At 58.1% G+C, this 22,461-nt stretch carries 20 protein-coding genes; 15 read left to right on the top strand and 5 right to left on the bottom strand.

The window, feature by feature from the left end; all coding sequences use genetic code 11:
* The first annotated feature begins 36 nt into the window (after positions 1–36).
* The 4 genes from FV139_RS14730 to FV139_RS14715 all read left to right on the top strand — a co-directional run bounded on the left by FV139_RS14730 (position 37) and on the right by FV139_RS14715 (position 5,184).
* Complete coding sequence (locus tag FV139_RS14730; protein WP_148069219.1) at positions 37–981, top strand: alpha/beta fold hydrolase; 945 nt, start codon at positions 37–39, stop codon at positions 979–981.
* A 418-nt stretch (positions 982–1,399) separates the two neighbouring features.
* Positions 1,400–1,612 (top strand): hypothetical protein, encoded by a 213-nt coding sequence (locus FV139_RS14725; protein WP_148069218.1) that lies wholly within the window; start codon positions 1,400–1,402, stop codon positions 1,610–1,612.
* A 90-nt stretch (positions 1,613–1,702) separates the two neighbouring features.
* On the top strand, positions 1,703–4,156 hold the full coding sequence (locus FV139_RS14720; protein WP_148069217.1) for a TonB-dependent receptor: 2,454 nt from the start codon (positions 1,703–1,705) through the stop codon (positions 4,154–4,156).
* Between the two features lie 35 nt (positions 4,157–4,191).
* Positions 4,192–5,184 (top strand): alpha/beta fold hydrolase, encoded by a 993-nt coding sequence (locus FV139_RS14715; RefSeq protein WP_148069216.1) that lies wholly within the window; start codon positions 4,192–4,194, stop codon positions 5,182–5,184.
* 579 nt (positions 5,185–5,763) lie between these two features.
* Here the strand turns inward: FV139_RS14715 and FV139_RS14710 are convergent.
* Positions 5,764–6,609, bottom strand: coding sequence for an FAD:protein FMN transferase (locus tag FV139_RS14710; protein ID WP_187276562.1), 846 nt, complete (start codon positions 6,607–6,609; stop codon positions 5,764–5,766).
* Between the two features lie 412 nt (positions 6,610–7,021).
* On the opposite strand from FV139_RS14710, the gene FV139_RS14705 reads away from it, so the two are divergent.
* The 5 genes from FV139_RS14705 to FV139_RS14685 all read left to right on the top strand — a co-directional run bounded on the left by FV139_RS14705 (position 7,022) and on the right by FV139_RS14685 (position 11,915).
* Positions 7,022–8,548, top strand: a complete 1,527-nt coding sequence (locus tag FV139_RS14705) for an FAD-dependent oxidoreductase (RefSeq protein ID WP_148069214.1) — start codon at positions 7,022–7,024, stop codon at positions 8,546–8,548.
* A 14-nt stretch (positions 8,549–8,562) separates the two neighbouring features.
* A complete protein-coding gene (locus FV139_RS14700) occupies positions 8,563–9,468 on the top strand; it encodes a LysR family transcriptional regulator (protein WP_148069213.1) in 906 nt (301 codons plus the stop codon).
* Positions 9,469–9,764: 296 nt separating this feature from the next.
* Positions 9,765–10,103 (top strand): hypothetical protein, encoded by a 339-nt coding sequence (locus FV139_RS14695; RefSeq protein ID WP_148069212.1) that lies wholly within the window; start codon positions 9,765–9,767, stop codon positions 10,101–10,103.
* Positions 10,104–10,154: 51 nt separating this feature from the next.
* Complete coding sequence (locus tag FV139_RS14690) at positions 10,155–11,357, top strand: class I SAM-dependent methyltransferase (protein ID WP_148069211.1); 1,203 nt, start codon at positions 10,155–10,157, stop codon at positions 11,355–11,357.
* A 33-nt stretch (positions 11,358–11,390) separates the two neighbouring features.
* Positions 11,391–11,915, top strand: coding sequence for an FMN-binding protein (locus FV139_RS14685; protein WP_148069210.1), 525 nt, complete (start codon positions 11,391–11,393; stop codon positions 11,913–11,915).
* Positions 11,916–12,047: 132 nt separating this feature from the next.
* On the opposite strand, the gene FV139_RS14680 is transcribed toward FV139_RS14685, so the two are convergent.
* From FV139_RS14680 to FV139_RS14670, 3 genes are read right to left on the bottom strand one after another with little or no spacing between them, the layout of a single operon-like run.
* On the bottom strand, positions 12,048–12,959 hold the full coding sequence (locus FV139_RS14680) for an alpha/beta fold hydrolase (RefSeq protein WP_148069209.1): 912 nt from the start codon (positions 12,957–12,959) through the stop codon (positions 12,048–12,050).
* Positions 12,960–12,961: 2 nt separating this feature from the next.
* Positions 12,962–13,753, bottom strand: a complete 792-nt coding sequence (locus tag FV139_RS14675) for a DUF1838 family protein (protein ID WP_148069208.1) — start codon at positions 13,751–13,753, stop codon at positions 12,962–12,964.
* Positions 13,754–13,757: 4 nt separating this feature from the next.
* Positions 13,758–14,591 (bottom strand): DUF1838 family protein, encoded by an 834-nt coding sequence (locus tag FV139_RS14670; RefSeq protein ID WP_148069207.1) that lies wholly within the window; start codon positions 14,589–14,591, stop codon positions 13,758–13,760.
* 476 nt (positions 14,592–15,067) lie between these two features.
* Between FV139_RS14670 and FV139_RS14665 the strand changes: the two genes are divergently transcribed.
* The 6 genes from FV139_RS14665 to FV139_RS14640 all read left to right on the top strand — a co-directional run bounded on the left by FV139_RS14665 (position 15,068) and on the right by FV139_RS14640 (position 20,834).
* Complete coding sequence (locus FV139_RS14665) at positions 15,068–16,522, top strand: flavin monoamine oxidase family protein (protein ID WP_187276561.1); 1,455 nt, start codon at positions 15,068–15,070, stop codon at positions 16,520–16,522.
* 81 nt (positions 16,523–16,603) lie between these two features.
* On the top strand, positions 16,604–17,005 hold the full coding sequence (locus tag FV139_RS14660; RefSeq protein WP_148069205.1) for a c-type cytochrome: 402 nt from the start codon (positions 16,604–16,606) through the stop codon (positions 17,003–17,005).
* Positions 17,006–17,178: 173 nt separating this feature from the next.
* Complete coding sequence (locus FV139_RS14655; protein ID WP_148069204.1) at positions 17,179–18,372, top strand: FAD-dependent oxidoreductase; 1,194 nt, start codon at positions 17,179–17,181, stop codon at positions 18,370–18,372.
* An 11-nt stretch (positions 18,373–18,383) separates the two neighbouring features.
* On the top strand, positions 18,384–19,130 hold the full coding sequence (locus FV139_RS14650; RefSeq protein ID WP_148069203.1) for a maleate cis-trans isomerase family protein: 747 nt from the start codon (positions 18,384–18,386) through the stop codon (positions 19,128–19,130).
* A gap of 3 nt (positions 19,131–19,133) precedes the next feature.
* On the top strand, positions 19,134–20,048 hold the full coding sequence (locus FV139_RS14645; RefSeq protein ID WP_148069202.1) for a polysaccharide deacetylase family protein: 915 nt from the start codon (positions 19,134–19,136) through the stop codon (positions 20,046–20,048).
* Between the two features lie 69 nt (positions 20,049–20,117).
* On the top strand, positions 20,118–20,834 hold the full coding sequence (locus tag FV139_RS14640) for an SDR family oxidoreductase (protein WP_148069201.1): 717 nt from the start codon (positions 20,118–20,120) through the stop codon (positions 20,832–20,834).
* 64 nt (positions 20,835–20,898) lie between these two features.
* On the opposite strand, the gene FV139_RS14635 is transcribed toward FV139_RS14640, so the two are convergent.
* The gene (locus FV139_RS14635; RefSeq protein ID WP_148069200.1) at positions 20,899–22,425 is read right to left on the bottom strand and encodes an aldehyde dehydrogenase family protein; all 1,527 of its coding nucleotides are present in this window, start codon (positions 22,423–22,425) and stop codon (positions 20,899–20,901) included.
* Between the last annotated feature and the right edge of the window lie 36 nt (positions 22,426–22,461).

The raw sequence follows: 22,461 nt of genomic DNA, 5'->3' as shown, positions 1-22,461 counted from the left end.
TTTTTGTGCAGCAATGTTAGCCGTCTGGAGAGAGTGATGAATGATCGACGTCAATTCCTGAAGCAGGGTGTCAGTGGTGCTGCAATGCTGGCGGCAGCCGGGGGCACCATCGCTTCGGGTAACGCGTCTGCCAGCGATGCCAATAGCGTCTACGACGGCGTCATGGGGAGAGGTTATGCCCGGGGGCCTCACGGCCTTGTGCATTTTCACGATTCCGCCGGATTGGTGGATGATGCAGAGAACAAGGTACCCCTGGTGCTGCTGCATCAGTCTCCAGCGTCCGCCAGGCAGTTCGAATCGGCCTTTGGGCCGCTCGTCGAACGGGGTGTTCGATTTGTTGCGATTGATACACCCGGGTTTGGATTCTCCGACCCCACTCCCTTTGTGCCAAAAATTCAGGACTGGACCAGTTCCATTATTGCCGTGCTCGATCATCTCGGAATTGAGCAAGCCGATGTGCTTGGGCATCACACAGGTTCTCTGATCGCGACAGAAGTAGCGCTGCAGTCGCCCTCCCGGGTGCGCCGACTGATTCTTAACGGACCTTTCCCGGCCAGCGAAGCAGAGCGGCAGAAAATGATCGATCGCGAAGAGCAAGGGCTTGAAAAGGGTAAGCCCAAGCTCGATGGGTCGCATCTCACGTCGAGCTTTGCCGTGCGTGTAAGGATGGGCGGTGAGAACCCTGACCCCGCGATCATCACGCGTATCGTCGTGGAGAAATTCCAGGGGCTGGGGCCCTACACCTGGGGGCACCACGCTGCCTACCGCTATGACCACGCCAGTTCACTGAAGAAAGTGCGTCAGCCAACTCTCATACTGACCAATACCGGCGACATGCTTTACGACCTTGCGCATCGCACGCAGGAAATGCGTCCCGACTTTGCGTTCGTCGAATTGGAGGGCGGTACCCAGGATATCGTCGACCAGCAGCCAGAGGCCTGGTCTGATGCTGTGGTGGCTTATCTCGTCTCAGGGCAGTGACGGGGAGTCGCGCTATATTTCGAGCACTTTCGGCGCTGGGGGAGCCCCCGGCGCTAACCCGGTCGCCGGCCCGCAGTATCCATGAAGGGGCGACCAGCAGCTGATTCCGAATCCCGTCGCTACTGCGAAATGTGTTGGAAACAGAATTGTTGACAGCTCGTCGGTCAGATGTTAAATATTAATGACATAATAATATGTGTTTAGATTATTCATAAGGTTCGATCGGACCAGGGCTGTAGAGAATATGGCTACTGGTAGGGAAATGTGCGCAATCTCTCGAGGGAGGGAACGCAATGAAGTATCTACAAACGCTAATGTCTGGTTCGACCAGTCCCACAGCCGTCCCCGCTTCTGTCGGGGAAACTGATGGGTGCAACATCGCCGCAGTCGACTTTACCTCTTAGGGCCGGGGCGGAGGATGACTAGAGCACCACATGGCTCGCCGATCAACTCTGAAAACTTCTTTTTTCTGGCGGGTGGTGATTACCGCGCGACGTCTGTTGACCTGGGTATGGATCTGGTGACACGGCGTCTCGGTGATTTCGATCCCGACTGGAAGGCTTCATCCATTCCCAATCTGAATATCGATGGACTGGAGATTTCCGAGTTGGAAGCTCGGGAAGGGCAGTAAATCTAGGATGATAACAAAGACAATGACGATTGCGGCCCGTGTTATATCTCATCAATTTGAGAGACATTATTTAAACGTGGAGAAGGCAGTATGAACTTATTTTCAGGAAGCTTACGCCAGTTGCTCGTAGCCGGGGGTGGGTTGGTCTTTGTGGCAGCCCAGAGCGGCGGTGCTGCTGCGCAGGAGGACAGCGATAACGCTCAGGTAGGGCTCGAGGAAGTCATCATTACGGCGCGGAAGCGGACCGAGACGGTGCTCGAGGTTCCTCTTTCGGTTCAGGCTTTTAGCGCCGACCAGATCGAGGCGGCGGGGTTGACCGAACTGGAGTCGCTGGCAACCATGACCCCTAACCTGGATTTCCAGAACATGGGTAACGGCCAGCCCGGACGCTTCAATCCCGGGATTCGCTTCCGCGGCATGGAAGTGCAGGCCTCCGGTCCGACCAACCAGACGGGTGGATTTTTCGTCGACGGCGTTCCGGTAGCGGCCGGTGGCAGCTCGGTTTCCTTCACCGATATCGCCCGCGTAGAAGTCATTCGGGGCCCGCAGCCAGTGTACTTTGGGCGCGGCACATTCGGTGGCGCCATCAACTACACGACGGTCGATCCGGGTGAGGAGTTCTCCGGCAAGATTTCGGCGGGCTACAGCCCCACGTTCGGCAGCAATGACTTCAGCGCCTATGTCGAAGGCACCCTTGTCGAAGACCTGACCGCGCGCTTCACCGTGTATTCGAATACCGCGGGTGCCCCGTTCACGGCCTCTGATGGCGGCAAGCTGGGCGAGGAAAATACCCAGGGCGCCTCGTTGATCTTCAATTTCACCCCCGGCGACAACCTCAAGGTGAAGGCGCGCGTCGCCTACAGCGAAGACGACGACGGTGCACCTTCAACGACCTACGTACCGTTTCGCCTGACTTCCAACACTCCCGCCGGCACGCCCATCTCGGTATTGACCACCGAAGGCGTGGTGGACACCGCCTTTGCCAAACCCTGGTACGTGGGTGATCTTCCGGAAACCGAGGTGGACGCCAACTCCAATTTCTACAATTTTGTGGGTAGCGACGGTGTCTTCTACAACTCCGGCGAACTGTTGGCGGATACCATCGCGGCCGATGGAGGCTCACTGCCCGGTCCCGGTGTGGACGGCGTTGGTCTCAGGACGGACCTGCTGGTGACGTCGCTGGCTATCGATTACGACCTGAACGATGCCATCACGTTGTCCGGCCTGTTCGGTTACAACGAACGTGAGACCACTGTTATCAAGGACTCTGACTCGTACGCAGCCCCGACCTGGCTGACCGCGACTGGATTGGACCTTGAATCCTGGACTGCCGAAGGCCGGATTAATTACGACAACGGTGGGGCCCTGCGTGTGATGGGCGGCGTTAACTATGCTTCGCTGGACCAGTATGGTGATATGGACGGCGGCTACAACGTGTTTGATGGCTACTTCGGCACGCTGGCGGTTGGCCGGCTGGCCAGTAACCTGGAAATCGCGACCGTCGAAACCCTCGGTGTTTTTGGTTCGGTGGAATACGACCTGTTCTCCTGGCTGACCGCGACCGCGGAACTGCGCTACCAGGAGGACACCAAGAAAGACTCCTCCGGCTGGTTTAACGGCACGATAGACGGCGAGGAAGTCGAGCAGACGTTCGAGGACTGGTTGCCCCGATTCATTCTGTCGGCGACACCCTTTGAAGGCGCAAACCTGTATGTCAGCTACGCCGAGTCGACGCTGCCCGGCAGCAAGAACAACTCTCTGGACAGAAAGACGCCGGAAGAAAAAGCTGAAATTGCGCAGCTCTATGGTATCGAGACCTTCATTCCCAAGGATGAACTCAAGGCCTACGAACTGGGCTGGAAGCAGTCGTTGCTCGACGGGAACATGTGGATCTCCGCAATCGGCTTCTATCAGGAATGGGAGGGTATGAAGTCCTCAGTCGTGTACGCCTACGTGCCGACGGTCACACCCAATAACGGTCCTTCTTTCCTGGGTGCCACTGTTGCCGGTTCCAGTACACAGGAAGGTATTGAACTGGAAGCCAACTGGCGCGTTAACGCCAATCTGGTAGTGCACGGTGCCTACGGCTATGTGAAATCCGAGTTCGATGAGTTCTTCGGTAGTTCGATCAACTCTGTTATCGGTCTCCCGACAGGCACGAACTATCTGGCCAACGGTAAGACGCTGCCACGTTCGCCCGAGCACAGTGCCGCCATGAGCGCCACCTGGACAGATCAGCTGGTCGAGGACTGGGATTACTATGTGCGCGGCGACCTGATGTACCGCGGTGAAACCTACACTGACGAGTTGAACCTCACCACTCTCGAAGCCTACACGCTGGCGAATTTGCGGCTGGGTATCGAGCGCGATGACGGCCTGATGTTCGAGCTGTACTGCAACAACTGTGCCGATGAAGAAGGTTGGGCTACCGGTCGCCGCTACACCGACCTTGGTGAGAACCCGAACTTCTTCGTCAACCAGGGGATGGTGGTCGACCCGATCACGCCCCGTGAATATGGCGTTCGTTTCAGCTACGGGTTCTAAGGTAGCCGACATAAACCCTGTTCAAGGAGAATTGAGTGAAGCAACTGCAATTAGGTTCTGCATTTTCACTGGCTGGTTTGCTGACACTGTCTGCATTGAGCCTGCCAGCCGCGGCAACCGACTTCACTCCCAGTTGTGGTGCCCCGTCCGCGGGCACCATTACCCGGGAGGAAATCGTCGCCAAGTATGCGGATGAAAATTCGAAGTTCATACGGCTCGAGGGTAACGACGGCATCAACCTCCACTACAAGGACCAGGGTAGCGGACCGGCTGTACTGCTGATTCACAGCTCGGGCGGTGACCTGAAGGACTGGGATGGATGGGTGAAGGAGCTTGCCACCTCTTACCGCGTCATCCGCTTCGACCTGCCTGCCTTTGGCCTGACCGGTCCCGTACCCAGTCGGAATTACTCGATCGATCGCTATCTGACGCTGGTTGACAGCCTGATGGACAATCTCGGAATCGAGCACTTTACGATTGCCGGTACGTCCTACGGCGGGCTGGTGGCCTTCCGCTACGCGGGAACGCGTACCGACCGGGTTGATGCGCTGATATTGCAGAATTCGGCGGGTATTGAGTACGGCGGTCACAAGGGAACGAAGGAACGCAAGCGGGATCCCAATAAACCGTTTGTCCCCGTTGCCTGGACGACGGAGAAAATGGAAGCCACGATGAAGGACGGCATCAACGATCACAGCCGGGTGACACCGGAGATGGTCCAGCGTAAAACGGACTACTGGAATGTCATCGGCAGGGACTGTGAAGCCTTCGTCGCAACCAATATGTATGAGCGCGGTAATCCCCAGCGTGTTCTCAGTCACGTGAAGGCGCCGTCACTGGTGCTTTGGGGTGAACATGGCAAGGGTTTGTCACCTGAGACAGGAAAGCTTTTCGCGGATGCACTTACCAATGCGGAAAGTGTAAAGCTCGTCATGTATGAAGGCGGTGGGCACCTGATGCACCTGGGACGGCCTGAAGCCACGGTCAAGGACGTCAAGGCATTCCTCGACAGTACCATTACCAAGTAGTCAAACTGCGGTCTCGTAGTGGGTTGGGGTAGGCGCAGATCTTTGTGCCTACCCCATTTTTTTGGGATTTCCCGCTATGCGGGACGCACACCATCGGTTAATGCTTCTACGCGCGACGGCATCGCGCTCAGCTAGTCCTTTTCCTGGCGCTAACGTGAAGTACGAAGACTACCAGCGTTGCAAGTCCTACCACCCAGTGTGCATAGGAGAGCACGCTTCGCCATAGATCAGAGCCTACGTAATACAGTGCATAGCCAGAGATTCCGAGCCACACAATCACGCTCCACAGTGCACCACCAGATACTCTGCTCAACCGCGCACGCCACGAAACCTTGATGTGGGCGATCCAGAACATGCCGAAGAGCCAGATGAGGGGGAGTGCCGCCGCAGCGTGTAACATCAGCCATACGCCCTGGGCAGGATGTGGATTGAAGAAGCCGAACTGGTCCTCTACGCGGACAAAGTAGTCAAACACCAGCCAAATGGCCCCGGATAGATAGACGGCAATACAGGTCGTATATGCACTCCACTTCCGAGCCGGTGACAGGCTTCCTGTTCGACGTTTTACCGGATTCTGTGTCACGTTGTCTGTCCTGTTTCAATCCAGCCAGATCTTGAATCGTACATGACGGATGCCGCCCGGAATTGTTCGAGAATCGGCTCCGCCTCGGCGCCAAGTGCCAGCACAACCTTTGTTAAAGCATCTGCGATCATGCAGCGCTCGTTAACGACCGATGCAAAGCGTTGTTCGCGCAGGGGCCTGCGTGAAATGCCATGTCTGTGGGCGCTGCTGCCGGCAGTGGCACTGCTATCCTGGCCAGAGTTGCAGGCGCTACTCGCCAGCCCCCCACGCTCCAGTTCGATAGTGGGTACAGACGTGGCAGGATAATTGGGTACCCTGAGACAGACCGATTCCTGCCGTTCACCAAAAACGCGTATTTCACCTCCGGCATTGACACGACCATCCAGGCAGTTTGCCTGTGTAAGTATGTGTGCGGCCCTGTCGACGGCGTAACCTTTGGCAATACCGCCGAGATCTACCCACAGGGCGCGAGAGAACTCAACCTCTCCGTTAGCCAGTAGCAGGATGTCTCTGAAATTTGCCATTGGATGCGCCGCCGGCCAGTCATCGTGGCGCGGTAAGTGGCCCTCCGCTGCAAGCGTGTTACCGATACTTACATCGAATATTCCCGAGGATGCGGTCGAGATCTCTAGCGCACACTCGAGGACGTCGTACGTGCGCGGGTCGACCCGGACAGGGCCCCTGTGCGCACACTGATTGAGTCTGGCGATGTCGCTGCCTGGACGGTGGAAGCTCATCAGGCGGTGGATCGTGTCGATCTCGGTGAAGGCCTCATCGATTGCCCGTTGGGCGGAGGGTGGATCGAAGTGGGTAACGGATATCTCCACGAACGTGCCAAGCATCGGGCGCATCATGCTTAATTCAACGGTTGTCTCACAAGGAGTCGTCTGATTTTTCGCTGTGTGCATCGCTTGGTCGGGGTGGGAGATGGAGCGGGTTGACGAGAAAAAGTTCCTTCTCTGTCTGCATTATTGTATGCAATGGAATTGCCTGCAATGCATTTTTATTATGCCGGGAGATACTGGCCAGAGAAGAATAAATTCGTTCCAACATCTGAAAATATCGCGCATTCCAGTCGATACTTCTGCATGAGTATTCACGTAATGTAATCGAATGAAATGAATGGCATGCATACCTGATTGACTAAATATTTAAAACTGTTTACATCTAATCTCTACAGTATTTTTGCTGTTTCCGTACTTATCGAATTAGCTACGCGCATCCGTACATCCAATCTGAAGAGGGTAGGGCACATTGGCCAAGCTGACTAAAAGGCAGTTTCTTTCCGTTGCTGGAACAACCGCAGCCGCAAGCCTGGCCTTGCGTGATGGGGTCGCTCATGCTGAACCGGCCGGGTCGTGGGACCTTATTGTGGTCGGTGGTGGAACGGCCGGAATTCCCGCCGCTATTTTTGCCGCACAACGGGGGGCGAAGGTTCTGATCCTGGAGGCTGCGGGTGCTCTCGGTGGTACGCTGTATCTTTCCTCTGCGCAATTGAGTGCGGCGGGCACCAAGCTGCAGGAAGAAAAAGGCATAGAGGATACCCCGGAAGAGCATTTCGCGGACATTATGAAAATCAGCAAGAATACGGGTAATCAGGATATTATCCGGCTTGCTGTGTTCAACGCAGCTGCCACCTTCGACTGGTTGATGGACAGTGGTCTGGAACTGCTTCCGGACATGCCGACCATCGCCTATGGCCACGACCCCTACAGCAAGCCACGTTATGCCTGGGCCCCCAAGATGGGTATCGATGTGCTGAATGTAATGATGGGGCAGCTGCAGCCTCATATCGACAGCCAGCAGGTCGAGGTAATGTTACAGACCCGCGCGACGGCACTGATTCAGGACGAGAGCGGGAGCGTTACCGGTGTTGAATCCGTCGATGCGGATGGTGTCGCCCGGCAGCATATTGCCCAGAGTGTCGTGTTGACCTCCGGGGGCTATTCCGCCAACGACAAGCTGTTTGAAGAGCTGGAAGGCAACAAGCGCTACTGTAACTGTACGTACCCCATGAGTCAGGGGCACGGCCTTTCCCTCGGTGTCTCCGCGGGTGGCTATATCAGGGGCATGGAACATCACCTGCCACTGTTCGGAGCTGTGCTCACCAGCGACGACTACCCCAGCGGGAAACTCACCACGCACCGGCCCTGGCCTCCCCACAATCCCCCACTGGGTATTTTCATTAATACCGAAGGTGAGCGGTTCATGGCTGAAGATGTACCCAGCCATGACGCGCATGAGCAGGCTCTCCTGGGGCAGACCGACGAGCGCTGCTGGCTGGTCTGGGATGACGAGATGCTGCAGAATCCCGAGTACGCCCTGTATTTTTCGCGCAGATTTGATAGGGAAAAACTGAAAGAGGCGTTTGACAACGGAACGGCTTTTTTCGATAAAGCAGACTCACTCCCCGAGTTGGGTCAACTCGCTGGGTTTGACGGGGATAAAGCGGTTGCAACCCTGGCTGAGTATAACCGCGGACAGTCGTCCGGCAGCGATCGCTTCGGCCGGAAGCACATGCCACTGCCACTGGCTAAGGCACCCTTCTATGCCGTTCGCTTGCAGAGCTGGCAACTGGTTACGTTTGCGGGAATCGCAGTGAATGACAAGCTGGAGGTTATTCGCCGCGACGGGCAACCGGTACCCGGACTTTATGCGGCTGGAGAAGTGATCGGTGCAGGGGCTACAATGGGGCGTTCGTATTGTGGCGGTATGCAGGTAACACCGGCAATTACCTTTGGCCGCATGCTCGGACAGGATATTATTCCCCTTAAAACCTGATTCGGTGCCCCATCATGCTGGACGTCAAGCGACTAAAATATTTTCTTGCGGTCGCCACATACGGCCAGGTCAAACGGGCCGCAGAAAGCCAGAATATTACGCAGTCGGCGCTGACTCGCAGCTTGCAGACGCTTGAGGCGTCCGTTGGTGCGCAACTACTGCTGCGGACGTCCAATGGTATCAAGTTGACCCCTGCCGGGGAGACGCTAAAGGAGCATGCCGAGAGGATTCTCAGCTATGTTTCGGTTGCAGAATCGGACCTGGAATCACAGCTGAGAAAGAGCGCCCGTGAGTTGCACATCGGTGCGAGCCGGCTCTTTGTTAACCAGATCCTGCCTTCAGCCATATTCTCAACCTTGAAGCAGGTTCCTGAGTTGTCTGTCACCGTGCACCAGGGCTTTATGTATGACCTGGTGCCGCGCTTGCGCAATGGCGAGATCGACCTGGCTTTTTCCATTATCCCCAATGATATCGACAGCCCGGATCTATACGTAGAAACGCTGCTCGACGATTCCACCGCGCTCTCGATCTATATTCGCGAGGACCATGCCCTGCTGAAAGGGAACAGGCCCCTGGGAAGCTGGATCTCCCGCTTGAATTGGGTCTTGCCGCTGGGTGAGCAGTACGAGACGTTCTTCAGGCGGTACTTTGAAGAGAAGGAACTGCCCGTACCTGATGTCAGTCTGCGATCTGATAGTGTGGAATTGATCATCAGTGCGATGATCGATCATCAGTTCGCGGCCTTCCTGCCCAAGTCGGTGGGCGATCAACTCATGGAGAAGGAGAAACTGGTGAAGATCTTCGGGTCGACCAGGAAGCTCTCCTGGCCTGCGGGCATCGTTTATATGAATCGCTCGATCAGAACCGCGGAAGCAGAGATGATCTGTAACAAGGTCAGAAGTATTTGCGCCAATCTGTAAGCGGCTGCACCGTTCCCAGTGCTTTTGGTGATGCCTGGATCCCCCTGTTCATGGCAACTGCCACAGCGGCGATTTTTACTGCGCGGGAGTCCGGGTAGTGGGCGCAGAAGTCACGATTGAGTAATAGTTGAGTTGGTGTGCAAATCAGTCATACGTATGAGGATGATTGACGGAATCCGGCCACTATCGGCTCTTCCGTATTATAGACTCAACAAGGTAGGGGTAGAGCAAGAAACAGATTCAAGCATTGCATGTGTGCCACAAATACCTGAGTTATTGAATGGAGATTACGGCAAATGAAGGAAATTCCGGAAGGTCGCGAAACCTATACCGCTGAACCCATAAAATCCGATATCGACGAAGCCATGTTTCTCGGCAATCCGGTACTGGACAACGTCGTGAATTGCCTTGTCGCTCTGGGATCGGAGGTGTGGGCATGCAAGCGTCGCACCAAGGTACTGGAGGCCGTACTGGCCAAGAAGGGCATTTCTCAGGAAGAAATTGAGCGATACCAGCCGAGTGCCGCTGAAGTGGAGGCCTGGGAGGAGGACCGGGACCGTTTCCTGGCGCTGGCGATGGGGCCGCTGGGCTTCCAGAGTCACGTACCTGCTTCGGCCAGGTTTTCCAGAAAATAGCCTCGGGATCCCGGGATTCTGTTGACTGAATTGATAGTGGAGAGATAGATCATGTTGGATAGGCGTGAGTTGCTCGGGTTGTCTACGGTTGGCGTTGCTGCTGCTGTAGGTATGGGTTCAATGCTGAAATCGAAGTCGGTGCTTGCTGCCGAAGCCGCCCAACTTGCGGCCGATGGCGGCTTGCGAGGTGCGGATGGCCGTCATGTCCGGCTGGGTGAACTCGATGTCGAAAGTCGCCAGGACTACACCAAGGGATACCGTGTGCTTAACCGGCGCTCCTACCGCCAGGTCTCCGAGGACATGTTTGAGCGCCTGATACAGCGCGAGGGCGTGGATCCGACATCCAAGATCAGTATCGACGAGCTGCGGGCACTGGTTGATCTCGACCCCAATATCGGGCTGATGCATAAATCCTGGCTCGCGAACCAGCGAGTGACCTGGAAGAACCTGCAGGACCACTACCATCAGAACGCCGATTTCTATCTTTCACAAATGGAAGCGGCCGATAAGTCGGGCCCCGGCAGCCTGGAACTGCTGGCCTCCCAGTCAGCGTTGCCTGATCACGTCAAACACGAAATTCATATTCAGCCTGGCGGCTATGTCGGCGATCCCTTTGCCGGTCACCTTTACCACTACGGCACCAACAGTTTCTGGTTTGGTACCCGAGGGCACAACGAACAGGACGAAATTCACCGTGAAGTCGCCCATCGTATGCCACTGCCGAAAGACGGCAAGGTGCGTCGAATCCTGGACTATGGCACCGGGGTGGGTCAGTTCGCGATGGCCCTGAAAGCGCGCTTCCCCGACGCTGAAGTGTGGGGGCTGGACGCCGGCGGCCCGATGGTGCGTTATTCACATATGCGTGCCAATAATCTCGGAATACCCGTGAACTTTATACAGAGTGTAGCCGAGCAGACCCAGTTCCCGGATGGTTACTTCGATATGGTGACGAGTTTTATCGCTCACCATGAAATGCCCGCACAAGTAACGCGGCAGGTCGTTGCAGAAGTTGAGCGTATCACCCGTCCGGGCGGTGTTTATTACCCGCTGGACTTCATCTCGGGCGGTACTACCTCTACGCCTCGCGGTATGTTCGGCCGCTGGTACGACCACCGGTGGAACAATGAAGTCTGGTCGATGGAGTACCACTCGATAGACTTTACAGCCGAAATTGCCAAACGGGATTTCAGGCAGGTCAAGGATGCGCAGGCTGCAATGCGCGGCTTCGGCATACGACACTTTGAGCGTGTCTAGCCGGCTTTCAACGTCGATGTTGGGTCCTGGATTTTGAAATTCAAATTCCATCTGGCCCCCGTGATGTCCGCGGTCGTGGCGGTTTCTGCTGCGGCCGTGGATCTGCAAACGGTGGAAGAGGCCGGAAACAAGATCTATCCGGACGCCAGCCTTTCGCCGGCGGACTTCACTATCCCCTCGACAGATTTTGCGCAACTGAAGCGAGAGTTCGACGTCCCGGCTTTTCGACCCAACGTAAAAGCCTGGAGAACCCAGGAGGGAGACTGGCTTTTTCTCGACCAGGTGTACGGATTGGCTGACATCGTCTCCTACATGGTAGGTATCAACCAGGCAGGCGAAATCGTCGGCCTTGAAATCCTGACCTGCGCCGAGGGCTTCTGCGATAACCTGTTTACCGTTGAATGGCGGGCGCAGCTATCCGAGGCGCGGGTGGGTAAATGGCGCCCCCGGGATAGAGTTCCCATCATTTCCGGGTCTACGATGTCGACCACGCATGTCGCCGACGGCGTCAAGAAAATGCTGGCAATACACGCTGCTTACCTGCCTGGCCAGAACTGAGTAGTCCGCCTTAGCTGCGCTAACAAACGATCCTCTGATTGACCGTCACGCGACACCTCGCCTCAACCCGACGTTGATGCGGGTTGAGGAGGCATTTGCGTGCCCGACCGGGGAGGTCTGTGCGGGGGCCGATCAATTACCCTCGCTGAAACACTGCTGTGCAAACGCCCTGAGTTCCGCATTGAAGCGGTCAGGGTCTTCGTAGAATGCGGTGTGTCCGGCATCCTCGAAGATCGACAGTGCAAAATTGGATTTGTTCGCCGCCAGTGTTTTGGCCTGGTCGACCTGTGCCGACGTATCCTTCGCGCCCAGCATAAGCCTGGCTGGAACGCTGATCTGGTCGACCAGATCCACGTTACTGAGAGAGCGACTGGTCATGGCCTTTCTGGCGTAGACGGGCAGCATCAGGCCGACCCCCTGGAAAACCTTGCGGTCGCTCTGGGGAATTTTCGACTCGGTCAGCCAGTCCACCAGGGCATCGCTTGCCTCGTAATTGTCGGCCGGATTATGGCTCACTTGCAGGGTTCGCAGCCGTGCATATTCTGCGATTTTTTCGGCGTCTGCCTGGGGTTGCTGAAATGGCAGCAGCCCCCCGGTACCTCCGGTCAGAATCAGCCCCGCCAATGCTCCGTCACCCCGCTGGCGAATATAGTCCATTGCGACGGCGGTGCCGTAGGACCAGGCGAGCATCAGCGGATGATCAATCCCTGTTGCCTTCATGACGGCGTCGACATCCTGGGCCCAGGTCTCCGATTCCTGGTAGGCTTCAGGTGTCCAGGGTTTGCCCGAGCCACCGTGGCCCCGCAGGTCAAAGGCTACCAGGTAAAAGTCATCGGCAAGGGCTGAGTCAAATTGCTTCTTGAAGCTGTAGTGACTCTGGCCAATGCCGTGCACGAGCAGTATGGGTGGATTCTTTGGATCGCCAACGGTGACAACATTCAGGGGAACGCCGCCACCCCCCGGAACCGTCGTGTACTGCCAGTCAGCAGCCAGCGCGACCGAGGTCGCCAGGGAGAGGAACAGTAGAGCCAGGTACTTCTGCATGATTACCCCTTAAAAAAGTCAGGTTCCTGATCGAGTATGAGCGGGACAAGTGCGGCGGGGAAAGCGCCGGGACTGCTCAGCTTGACGCCTGAAACATGCCACCAGAGTGATCCCTCCTGCTCCATATGCATCCAGTCGCGCCAGTTCTCGATCGCCGTAAAATTGAGGCGTGAGCGGGCCCGGGTTATGTTCGGGTCGATCATTTCCCGCCAGTCACCGGTAAAGGTCATAAGGTCGGCGTCCGGTAGTTTGGCTGCCGGGCCGGGCGACATGGCCTGCTCGTGCATATGCAGCACCCCGTCTACAAGGTGCCACGGGCGACAACCACGAGACGGCTCTGCGCTGCTGTTCGCCATCGCGCTTGCGTCGGAAAACAGCCTGAACGTGGTGTCGTAGTGGGTGGCGGGTACCTTGCAGTCCCGGTTGTTGTAGGGGTTTTTCCAGCTTGTCAGCAACTGCTCGGTAGACCAGTCGAGCAACAGGCCGATGTAACGTGAATCGGCCTGATACTCGAGCGCTGAAACGCGTCGATAAACCGTTCTCTGCGCTCCCATGGTCTTGAACAGTTCGCGTGGCTTTTCACCGCGCACGAGTCCCATGACCTGTCCGCGGATCAGCTCGTAAACCGGAACCGGTTCCAGGTCTCCACGCAGCTTTATGTAGGCTCGCAGGTTGTCTTCCGGCACGTCGAGCTGCGACTCCCGCAGGGCGGGCGGGGCAGCCAGCGCAACGCCGCCGGTGGCCATTGCCGCTGCACCCGCCATCCCCTTCAATAGATCGCGTCGACTCGCCACGCGGTCAGCTCCAGGTGTCAGGGCCAGCGGTCAGGATCGCGCCTTTGTAATCATCCTTGAGTCGCTGTTGATACTCCTGGGGGATTTCGTCGAGCGAGGCCAGCTTTCTGCCAGAGGAGTGCCAGACGAGGTGCCCTTCTCGTTCCCCCATGTCCATCCACCCCTGCCACGGAGACAGGTAGGTCGATGTGAAGTGGGATGGGAGGCTGCTGATGTCAGGGTCGAGCAGCTGGTCCAGTGGGCAAAAGACCGTCATCGACTCCATCAGTGGCTGGGGCGGGTGCTTGGAGAAGCGGTTGGATGACATCCAGGCGAGGTTGCCGCTGCGGTGCCATTCAATCAGCCAGGGCTCGGGCTTGGTATCCGGCCGCTTGGGTGACACGAAGCGCCAGCCGTCTTCGGAGAAGATGTTGCTGTCCTGTCCGCCGAGCTGGTTGGCGTGTACCTTGTTCACTTTCCCCGTGAACGGATTCTGGTACTCCCGGATCATTTCTCCGGTGTCCTTGTCGCGGAAGAAGGTCAGCGTGCGCGAGCTGACAGAGAACGAGCCGTCGTCCCGTTCCCGCACGTAGTAACTTTCTGTCCCTTCGAGATTGAACAGGTGTAGCGGGGCGGAGTCGCCAATCTGGGCGTAAATACGACCGGTATACCACCAGAGGATATCTTCGGCTGCAGTGCTCATTTGCATGCGCAGAAGGTTGCGCCAGGGGGCGGTCTCCCCCCAGGGCAGCCAGGTAGATCCGAGCATGTCGATCGATGCCCTGGCATTGGTGATTCCGCCGATCCCCAGTGCCCCCAGGCCGGCTAGTAGTGTGCGGCGCTTGATTTCGACTGTCATACTCCTGATCCCCTCGTTAGTGTGGTTGGGTAATGGTGGTAACAGTACTGTTGCGATTGCCACGGGCCCCTTCAGGTTCTGGCCTCTCGGGCCTCCTTGTGAGCCGCTTTCTGTTCGCCGCTCGCATACCCCCCCAAAGACCAGTGCCCGGTCGATATGCGGGAAGGCAAGTCGTGATCGCTCTGAGAATCAATATAGAGAGAGAACAATGCCAAGTAAAGTCATACATATAACAATATGTCAATAAGCTATGGTAGGGTGAAGGTGGCCCGCCCCTGGCGGCACTTGACATATGTCATGGTTGATGCGGATTTTGTCCTCCTACACTCTCTGTGGCGTTTTTGCAGGGCCGCCGCAGATTGCAATGTCTCTGGCGGGGCTAACGCGAAACTGTCGCCGCACTCCCGGGCACTCTGCCGGGGTAGCGGCTTGCTGGCGTAAACACTGAGGGCAACATCATGGTAACCAGAAGAAACTTGATCAAAGGTGCTGCTGCGGTGCCGCTGTTATCCACCCTGGGGGCGCCGCTGCTGAAGGCAGCGGAACGGTCTTCGGTCATAGTGGTGGGCGGCGGGCTCTCGGGCCTGTACAGCGCCCTGCTGCTGGCCGATGCCGGGCTCGACGTGACGGTGTTGGAGGCTTCCCAGCGAATCGGCGGGCGGGTATACACCAGAGACGGCGTGGAAACCCGGCCGGAATTCGGCGCCAGCCAGATCGGGCGTACCTATGCCCGCGTCATTAACCTGTGTTCCCGACTCGACCTGAAACTGATTCCGGAACACCGCAACCTGATGCCTATGTCCAGTTACCTGGAGCAGAACTGGGTTCGTTCCGATCAGTGGGCGGATTCTCCACTCAACCGGATGGTGGGTGATGAGCGAAAAATGCAGCCGGCACTGGTGGGCAGCCAACTGCTGTCAAAGTTCAACCCGCTGCAGAATCTCGATGACTGGCTGAACCCGAAATTTGCTGATTACGACGTCTCGATACTGGAACTGATGCAGCGCAACAACGTGTCCCCGGCGGCCATTCGACTGGCCGGCATTGGCAATGATCTCTATGGCTCATCGGCCCTGGGGCTGATGCAGGAAAAAACACGGGGCCTGTTCGACGCTCGATTCGGTAACCAGGAGGTCGAGGAAATTGACCGTCCCTACGGCTTTGCCAATCGCAAGCTTGAGGGTGAATCCCTGGCCCGGATCAACAATATTGAGGGTGGCTGTTCCCGCATGCCGGAAGCAATGGCCGCGGCATTGGGCGACAGTGTGCAAACCGGCAAGATGGTGCGAGCGATCGACATGTCGGGCGATCGTGCTGAAGTGCGTTGTGTCGATGGCAGTCGCTACACCGCGGATTTCGTTATTTCCGCGTTGCCGTTCTCCGTCCTGCGCAATGTCTCCATTTACCCCCTGCTGCAGGGGCCGCAGGCGGATGCCGTGCACAAGATCGGCTACGCCGGTACCACCCGGGCCTTCGGCTTTATCGAAGAGCCCTACTGGGAGCAGGACGGTTTCGAACCGTCCTTCTTCACTGACGGCACCATCCATATGCTGTGGGCCCTGGAGAAACGCCCCGACGAGGACAAGCATCGCTTCATGGTGGTGTTTACCGAGCCCGCGGCATCCCGCATCGACCAGTTCCCCAAGGACCAGGCTCTGGCCCTGATGGAGTCGGAAATTGCACGTATCCGCCCGTCTACCAAGGGCAAGCTGCGCTTCCTGGACATGTACGGGTGGAGCAACAACACGTTTATCCGGGGTTGTCGCCACATGTTCAAGCCGGGGCAGATCAACGCTTTCGCTCGGGAAATGATCGTGCCTCACGAGCGCCTGCATTTTGCCGGAGAGCATACCCGTCGCAGCGACTTTGGTATGGAGTCGGCGCTGGAGAGTGGTGAGCGCGCGGCGTTTGAAATCATCGGCAGGGCGTAATGCGGGCGGTGGGGAGGCCTGGTATTTCCGCCGCCCGGATCGGTTTGGTCATGATTATCGAATATCAGAGGAAGTGAACATATGCGAATCAGAACAATGCGCGGGAAGCTCGGCGGCGTAGGCCTGCTGGCGCTGTCCCTGGCCGGTGCGGCTTCCTGGGCGCAGGCCGAGGATGATCCGGCACTCGCTGCCAAAGGCAAACAGTTCTTTATGCTCTGCCAGTCCTGTCACGCGATTGACGACAGCAGCGGCATGCGTATCGGCCCCCACCTGAAGGGTGTTTACGGGCGTCCCGTTGCCGCCCTTGACGACTTTTCCTACTCGGCGGCGCTCCGGGAGCAGGACTTTGCCTGGGACGGGGAAAAGCTGGATGCCTGGCTGAAACGCCCCTACGACCTCGTGCCGGGCAGCAGCATGAGCTTCGCGGGTGTTGCCAGCGAGGACATGCGTAAGGCCCTGATCGCCTACCTGAAGACTCTCTGAAGGTTATTCCCGGGCGGCGACGTGGCTGGCGGGGGCTTGTCTTCCCCCTGTCGCCACCGGGAAAGGGGCTGCCGCCTGGCGCCTTTCCCCGTAGTTGACGAATGTCATGGTCGACGCTGCTCTCTTCTCTCTAAACTCATTCTTCATCACACCGTTGCAAGGGCTGAATCGCTATGAAAAATCCCCAGGTAATTGTCGCGGGCGCTGGTCCTGTTGGCACCGTTGCCGCCTATCGCCTTGCCAGTATGGGCATCGATGTACTGCTGGTAGAGGCGGGCAATGACTGCGCTATCGATTTGCGTGCATCGACCTTCCATCCGCCGACCCTGGAGATGCTCGATGAACTGGGTATGGCGGACACGCTGATCGAAAAGGGCCTGAAAGCGCCGGAGTACCACTACCGGGAGCGTGAAAGCGGCGAAGTGGTCTCCTTCGATCTCTCCGAGCTTGCCGATGAAACCCGTTTTCCGTTCCGCCTGCAGTGCGAGCAGTATGTTCTCGCCAGCATGGTGGCCAAGAAGCTGGAAAATCACCCGCGTGCGGAAGTGCGTTTCAGTCACCGGGTCGTCCACTTCACCCAGGATGACGAGGGCGTCGAGGTGGCTCTGGAAGGCCCCTTCTCAATCGAGAAGGTCCGCGCCAAGTACCTGGTTGCTGCCGATGGGGGTAACTCCATTATCCGCAAGTGGCTGAATGTCGATTTTGAAGGCTTCACTTATCCCGAACGTTTCCTGACACTGTCCACCAAGGTAGAACTGAAGGACTACATCCCCAACCTTGCCTACGTGAACTATGTCTCCGATCCGCGCGAATGGCTGGTGCTGCTGCGTGTGCCCAGCGCCTGGCGCATCCTGGTCCCGGCGAAAGAAGACCAGCCCGACGAATGGCTGGTCTCCGAAGAGAAAAAGAATGAGGTGTTTCGCAACCTCATCGGACGCGAGGACGTGGAAACAGGCCACAGAACCATCTACCGCGTGCATCAGCGCGTGGCGAGCAAATTCGACCATGGCCGCGTGGGCCTGGTCGGCGATGCCTGCCACCTGAACAACCCGCTGGGTGGCTTCGGGATGAATAGCGGTATCCACGACGCGTGGAGCCTGTGCAGCAAGATCAAGGAAAATCTTGATAATGGTCACGACGATTCCCGGTTTGCCGCCTACGACGCGGAGCGGCGCCCGGTGACCCACCGCTTTATCCAGGCCCAGACCATGCAGAACAAGAAACTGCTGGAGCACAGCCCGGAGGAGAACCACGCCCTCCGTCTGCAGGAAATGAAAGATATCCAGAAAGACCCCGTCCGCCGACGTGAATTCCTGCGTCGACAGGCCATGTTCGTTAGCCTGGAAGAAGCCCAGGCCGCCAATTAGGAGAGAGTGAAATGACTGATGCACTTGGTTACCGCGCCAAATTTGGCGTACTTGGCCCCTCAACCAACACGATCGTACAGCCTGACTTCGACGATATGCGTCCGGCAGGTGTGACCAACCACTACAGCCGGATCATTATCCAGAACGCCCAGGCGATTTCCGACGAGTCCTTCATGCAGGGCACACTGGAGATTGATCGCTGCACCGTTGATGCGGTGAAAGGCGTGCTGACCTGCGCACCCGATTACCTGGTAATGGGTATGTCGGCTGTGACCTTCTATGGCGGCGCCGAAGGTGCGGCCAAGTGGAAGCAGAATATCGAGGAAGTCTCCGGCCTCCGCATCTCGACCGGTTCCGAGTCCGTGGTCGCTGCACTGCAGGCCCTGGGTAATATCAAGAAGGTGTCTTTCCTGTCGCCTTACTTTCCGGTGGCCAACACCGAAGTAGCGAATTTCCTCAGCGACCACGGCTACGAAACCGTCCGCGACAAACCGCTGCGTCGCCCGAGCTGGACCGCGATTGCCGAAACCACCCCGACCATGGTGCGCGAGGCGGTAGCGGAAATCGACGGTGACGAGGTCGAAGCCATCATTCAGGTGGGCACCAACCTGTCCATGGTCAAACAGGCCGCTCAGCTGGAGCTGGAACTTGGCAAGCCCGTGATCGCCATCAACACCGCGACTTACTGGCACGCCCTGCGCGCCTACGGCATCCCGGACAAAATCTCCGGCTTCGGTCGCCTCCTCGAGGAGCACTGAGTCATGCAGTACGATTACGTACCGCTCCCCGAACGCGGCCAGCTGCGCTGGCCGGATGACAAACGGGTGGCACTGATCCTCACCTTCAACCTGGAAACCTGGGACCTGGTGAAGGATTACGATCAGCCTTACTACGCAGGCGGGCCGGCGATTCTGCCGAATACCCTTCCAGGTAACATCCCCGACTACCCTAACTTTACCTGGCGGGAGTACGGGCAGCGGGTCGGTATCTGGCGCCTGTACGAGCTGTTCGACGAGCTCGGCGTGAAAGCCAGCTGTACCACTAACGCGGTCACCTTCGAGCGCCGCAAGGCCATGGTGCAGGCCTGCCTGGACCGCGGCTGGGAACTGCTGGCCCACAACTACGAGCAAGGTGAATTGCTGACCGACTTTGCTCACGACGAGGTCCGCGAGCGCGAGGTCATCTCCCGCTCCATTGCCGCCTACGAAGAGAATGTCGGGCGCAAGCCAAAGGGTTGGTTGTCATCTTCCCTGCGTGGTACGCTCAATACGCCGGCCATCCTGGCGGAGGAAGGTTTCAAGTTCTACTGCGACATCATGAACGACGATCAGCCGTTCATGATCCGCACGGAAAAAGGACCGATTGTATCGGTGCCGTATTCCAATGAACTGAATGACTTCACCATCATTACCCGCCGCAATCACACCACGGACGAGTATCGCGACATCCTCATCGAGGAGCTGGATACCCTGTACCGGGAAGGGGAAACCCAGGCCCGCATCATGAACGTGGGTATCCACCCCCACGTGTCCGGGCGCGCGTACCGGGTGCGCGCGCTGCGCGAGTTCATCGAGCATGCCAAGTCCCTGCCAGGAGTCTGGTGGGCGACGCGGGAAGAGATCGCCGACTGGTACCTGCAGCATCACGAAACGCACATTCCGGGACAGCTGGATTGATCTTTCGCAAAGCCCGGCCACGCGCCGGGCTTTTAGTATGCTGAGCATTCACTTCAGGAGACCTCGTCAATGTTAAAAACCTGGTTGATCACGGGGGCCAACAGGGGGATCGGGCTGGAGTTTGTCCGCCAACTGTTGCAAAGCGATGATCGAATTATCGCCACGGCGAGAGTACCGGAGCAGGCCGCAGCGCTGAATGCGCTGGCGCAAGCCCACCCCGGGCGCTTGCAGATCCTGCCGCTCGACACCGGTAGCGGCGAATCCATTGGTCATTTTGCGGCAGCGCTAGGGGGTGCGACTGTCGACGTACTGGTCAACAATGCCGGTCTCTATGGCGGCAGCTGGGAAACCAGCGCTGCGGCACAGTCAGTGGAGGGGATGGACTACGCCCTGTGGGAGGAAATATTCAGGGTCAATACCATCGGCCCGTTCCGCCTGACGGTGGCGCTGCTGCCCCACTTGCAGCGTAGCGATGCCCCTCTTGTCCTCATGATGTCCTCTGACCTCGGCTCGATCACCAATAACACGATGGGCCAGAGCTATGCCTACCGCAGCAGCAAGGCGGCGCTGAACATGGTGACCAAAGGACTGTCGGTGGAGCTGGCAGGGAAGGGGATTGCGGTGGTCGCGATGGCGCCGGGCTGGACCCGCACCGATCTCGGGGGCGCCAACGCACACTGGTCGGTGGCCGACAGTGTCAGCCACCAGTTGCAGGTTATCGCCGGGCTGGGTCCAAAGGACAGTGGCTGCTTTGTGAATCTGCTGGGAGAAGCCGTGCCCTGGTAGGGCGCTGGGTACACAATGGGATGTGGTTACCTCCTGGATACGAAATCCAGGAGGCAGGTAGAACTTACACTACGGCGCAGATTGTTTTCCATTCCAGGTAGTTGTCCATGGCGACCTGGCCGCTTTCCCGTCCATAGCCAGACTGCTTCATGCCGCCAATCGGCAGGGACGCGTCGAACATGGAGTGGGTGTTGATCCAGATGGTGCCGGCCTTGATCTGGCGCGACAGCCGCTGGGCGCTGGAGAGGTCCTGTGTCCAGAGGCTGCCGGCGAGGCCGTATTCGCTGTCGTTGGCCCAGTTGATGGCTTCTTCGATGTCATCGTAAGGCTCCGCCACCAGCACCGGTCCGAAGACTTCCTCACAGTGCACAGGCATGTCTCCGCGAGTGCCGGTGATCACGGTGGGCTGGATGAAGGTCCCGTTGGGGCCTGTTTGTTCACCGCCACAGAGAACGCTGGCGCCATCGCGACGGGCACCCTCGATGAAGGACATGACCCTGTCCGCCTGGCCTTTCGATACCAGTGGGCCCATCTCGGTGGACTGGTCCAGGCCATGTCCCAGCTTGAGGCCGCTACCGTAGGCAACGATTCCCTCGATAACCTGATCGAATACCGAGCGGTGAATATAGGCTCGCGAGTTGGCAACACACACCTGGCCGCCGTTGAAGAAGATACCGTTGGCGACCCCCGGGATGGCGAGTTCGAGATCGGCATCTGGCAGCACGATGGCCGGTGACTTGCCGCCCAGTTCCAGGGTAATGCACTTGAGGTTGGACTGGCTGGCGGCGACCACTGCGCGACCTGTTGCCGTCGATCCGGTAAACGCCACCTTGTCGACACCGGTGTGTGCGGCGAGTTGGGCGCCTGCAGTGCGACCGTCGCCGGTAATCACGTTCAGCACACCGGTGGGGAGCCCCGCCTCGTGCATCAGTTCACACAGGCGCAAGGCACTCAGCGAGGTGAGCTCGGCAGGTTTCAGCACCACCGTACAGCCCGCGGCGAGTGCCGGGGCCAGTTTCATGGCGGTCAGTACCAGGGGAGAGTTCCAGGGGGTAATCGCGGCTACCACTCCCACCGGCTCGCGGACGGTCCAGGCCTGTACCTGTTTGCCCTCGGGTTGGTAATTGACCGAGGTGGTGATGGTGCGGCCCTCAATGGTCATGGCCTGCCCGGCGAAGTAGCGGAACTGGTTGGCCGCGGCGGGAATCTCCGCCCAGCGTGCTACGGCCCAGGCCTTGCCCTGATCCAGGATTTCCAGTTCGCTGAGTTCGTCGATGTGCGCTTCAATCTTTTCCGCGATGCGAATCAGCAGCGCGCTGCGTTCGAGCGGGGTCATCGTCGCCCACGGCCCGTTGAGCGCGGCCCGTGCGGCAGCCACTGCGCGATCGATGTCCGCTTCCGAAGCGTTGGCGATACGCGCCAGCACCTGGCCTGTGGCGGGGTCGCAGGTGTCGAGGGTCTGCCCGTTACTGGCCGGGGAGTACTCGCCGTTGATGAATATGCCGCGCTCCTGCACTGACGCCAGCAGCGCCTTTGCCAGGTCACTGCCGGGTGTGGGGGCGGCGAGTTGTTCGAGATGTTGGTGACTCATAGGGATGCCTGTTCTGGGATGGGTGGCCGTGTCCGG

This window comes from Parahaliea maris, from assembly GCF_008064665.1.
Lineage (GTDB): Bacteria > Pseudomonadota > Gammaproteobacteria > Pseudomonadales > Halieaceae > Parahaliea > Parahaliea maris.
The sequence above is the reverse complement of the archived record's forward strand: the minus strand, read 5'-3'. Positions and strand labels throughout refer to the sequence as shown.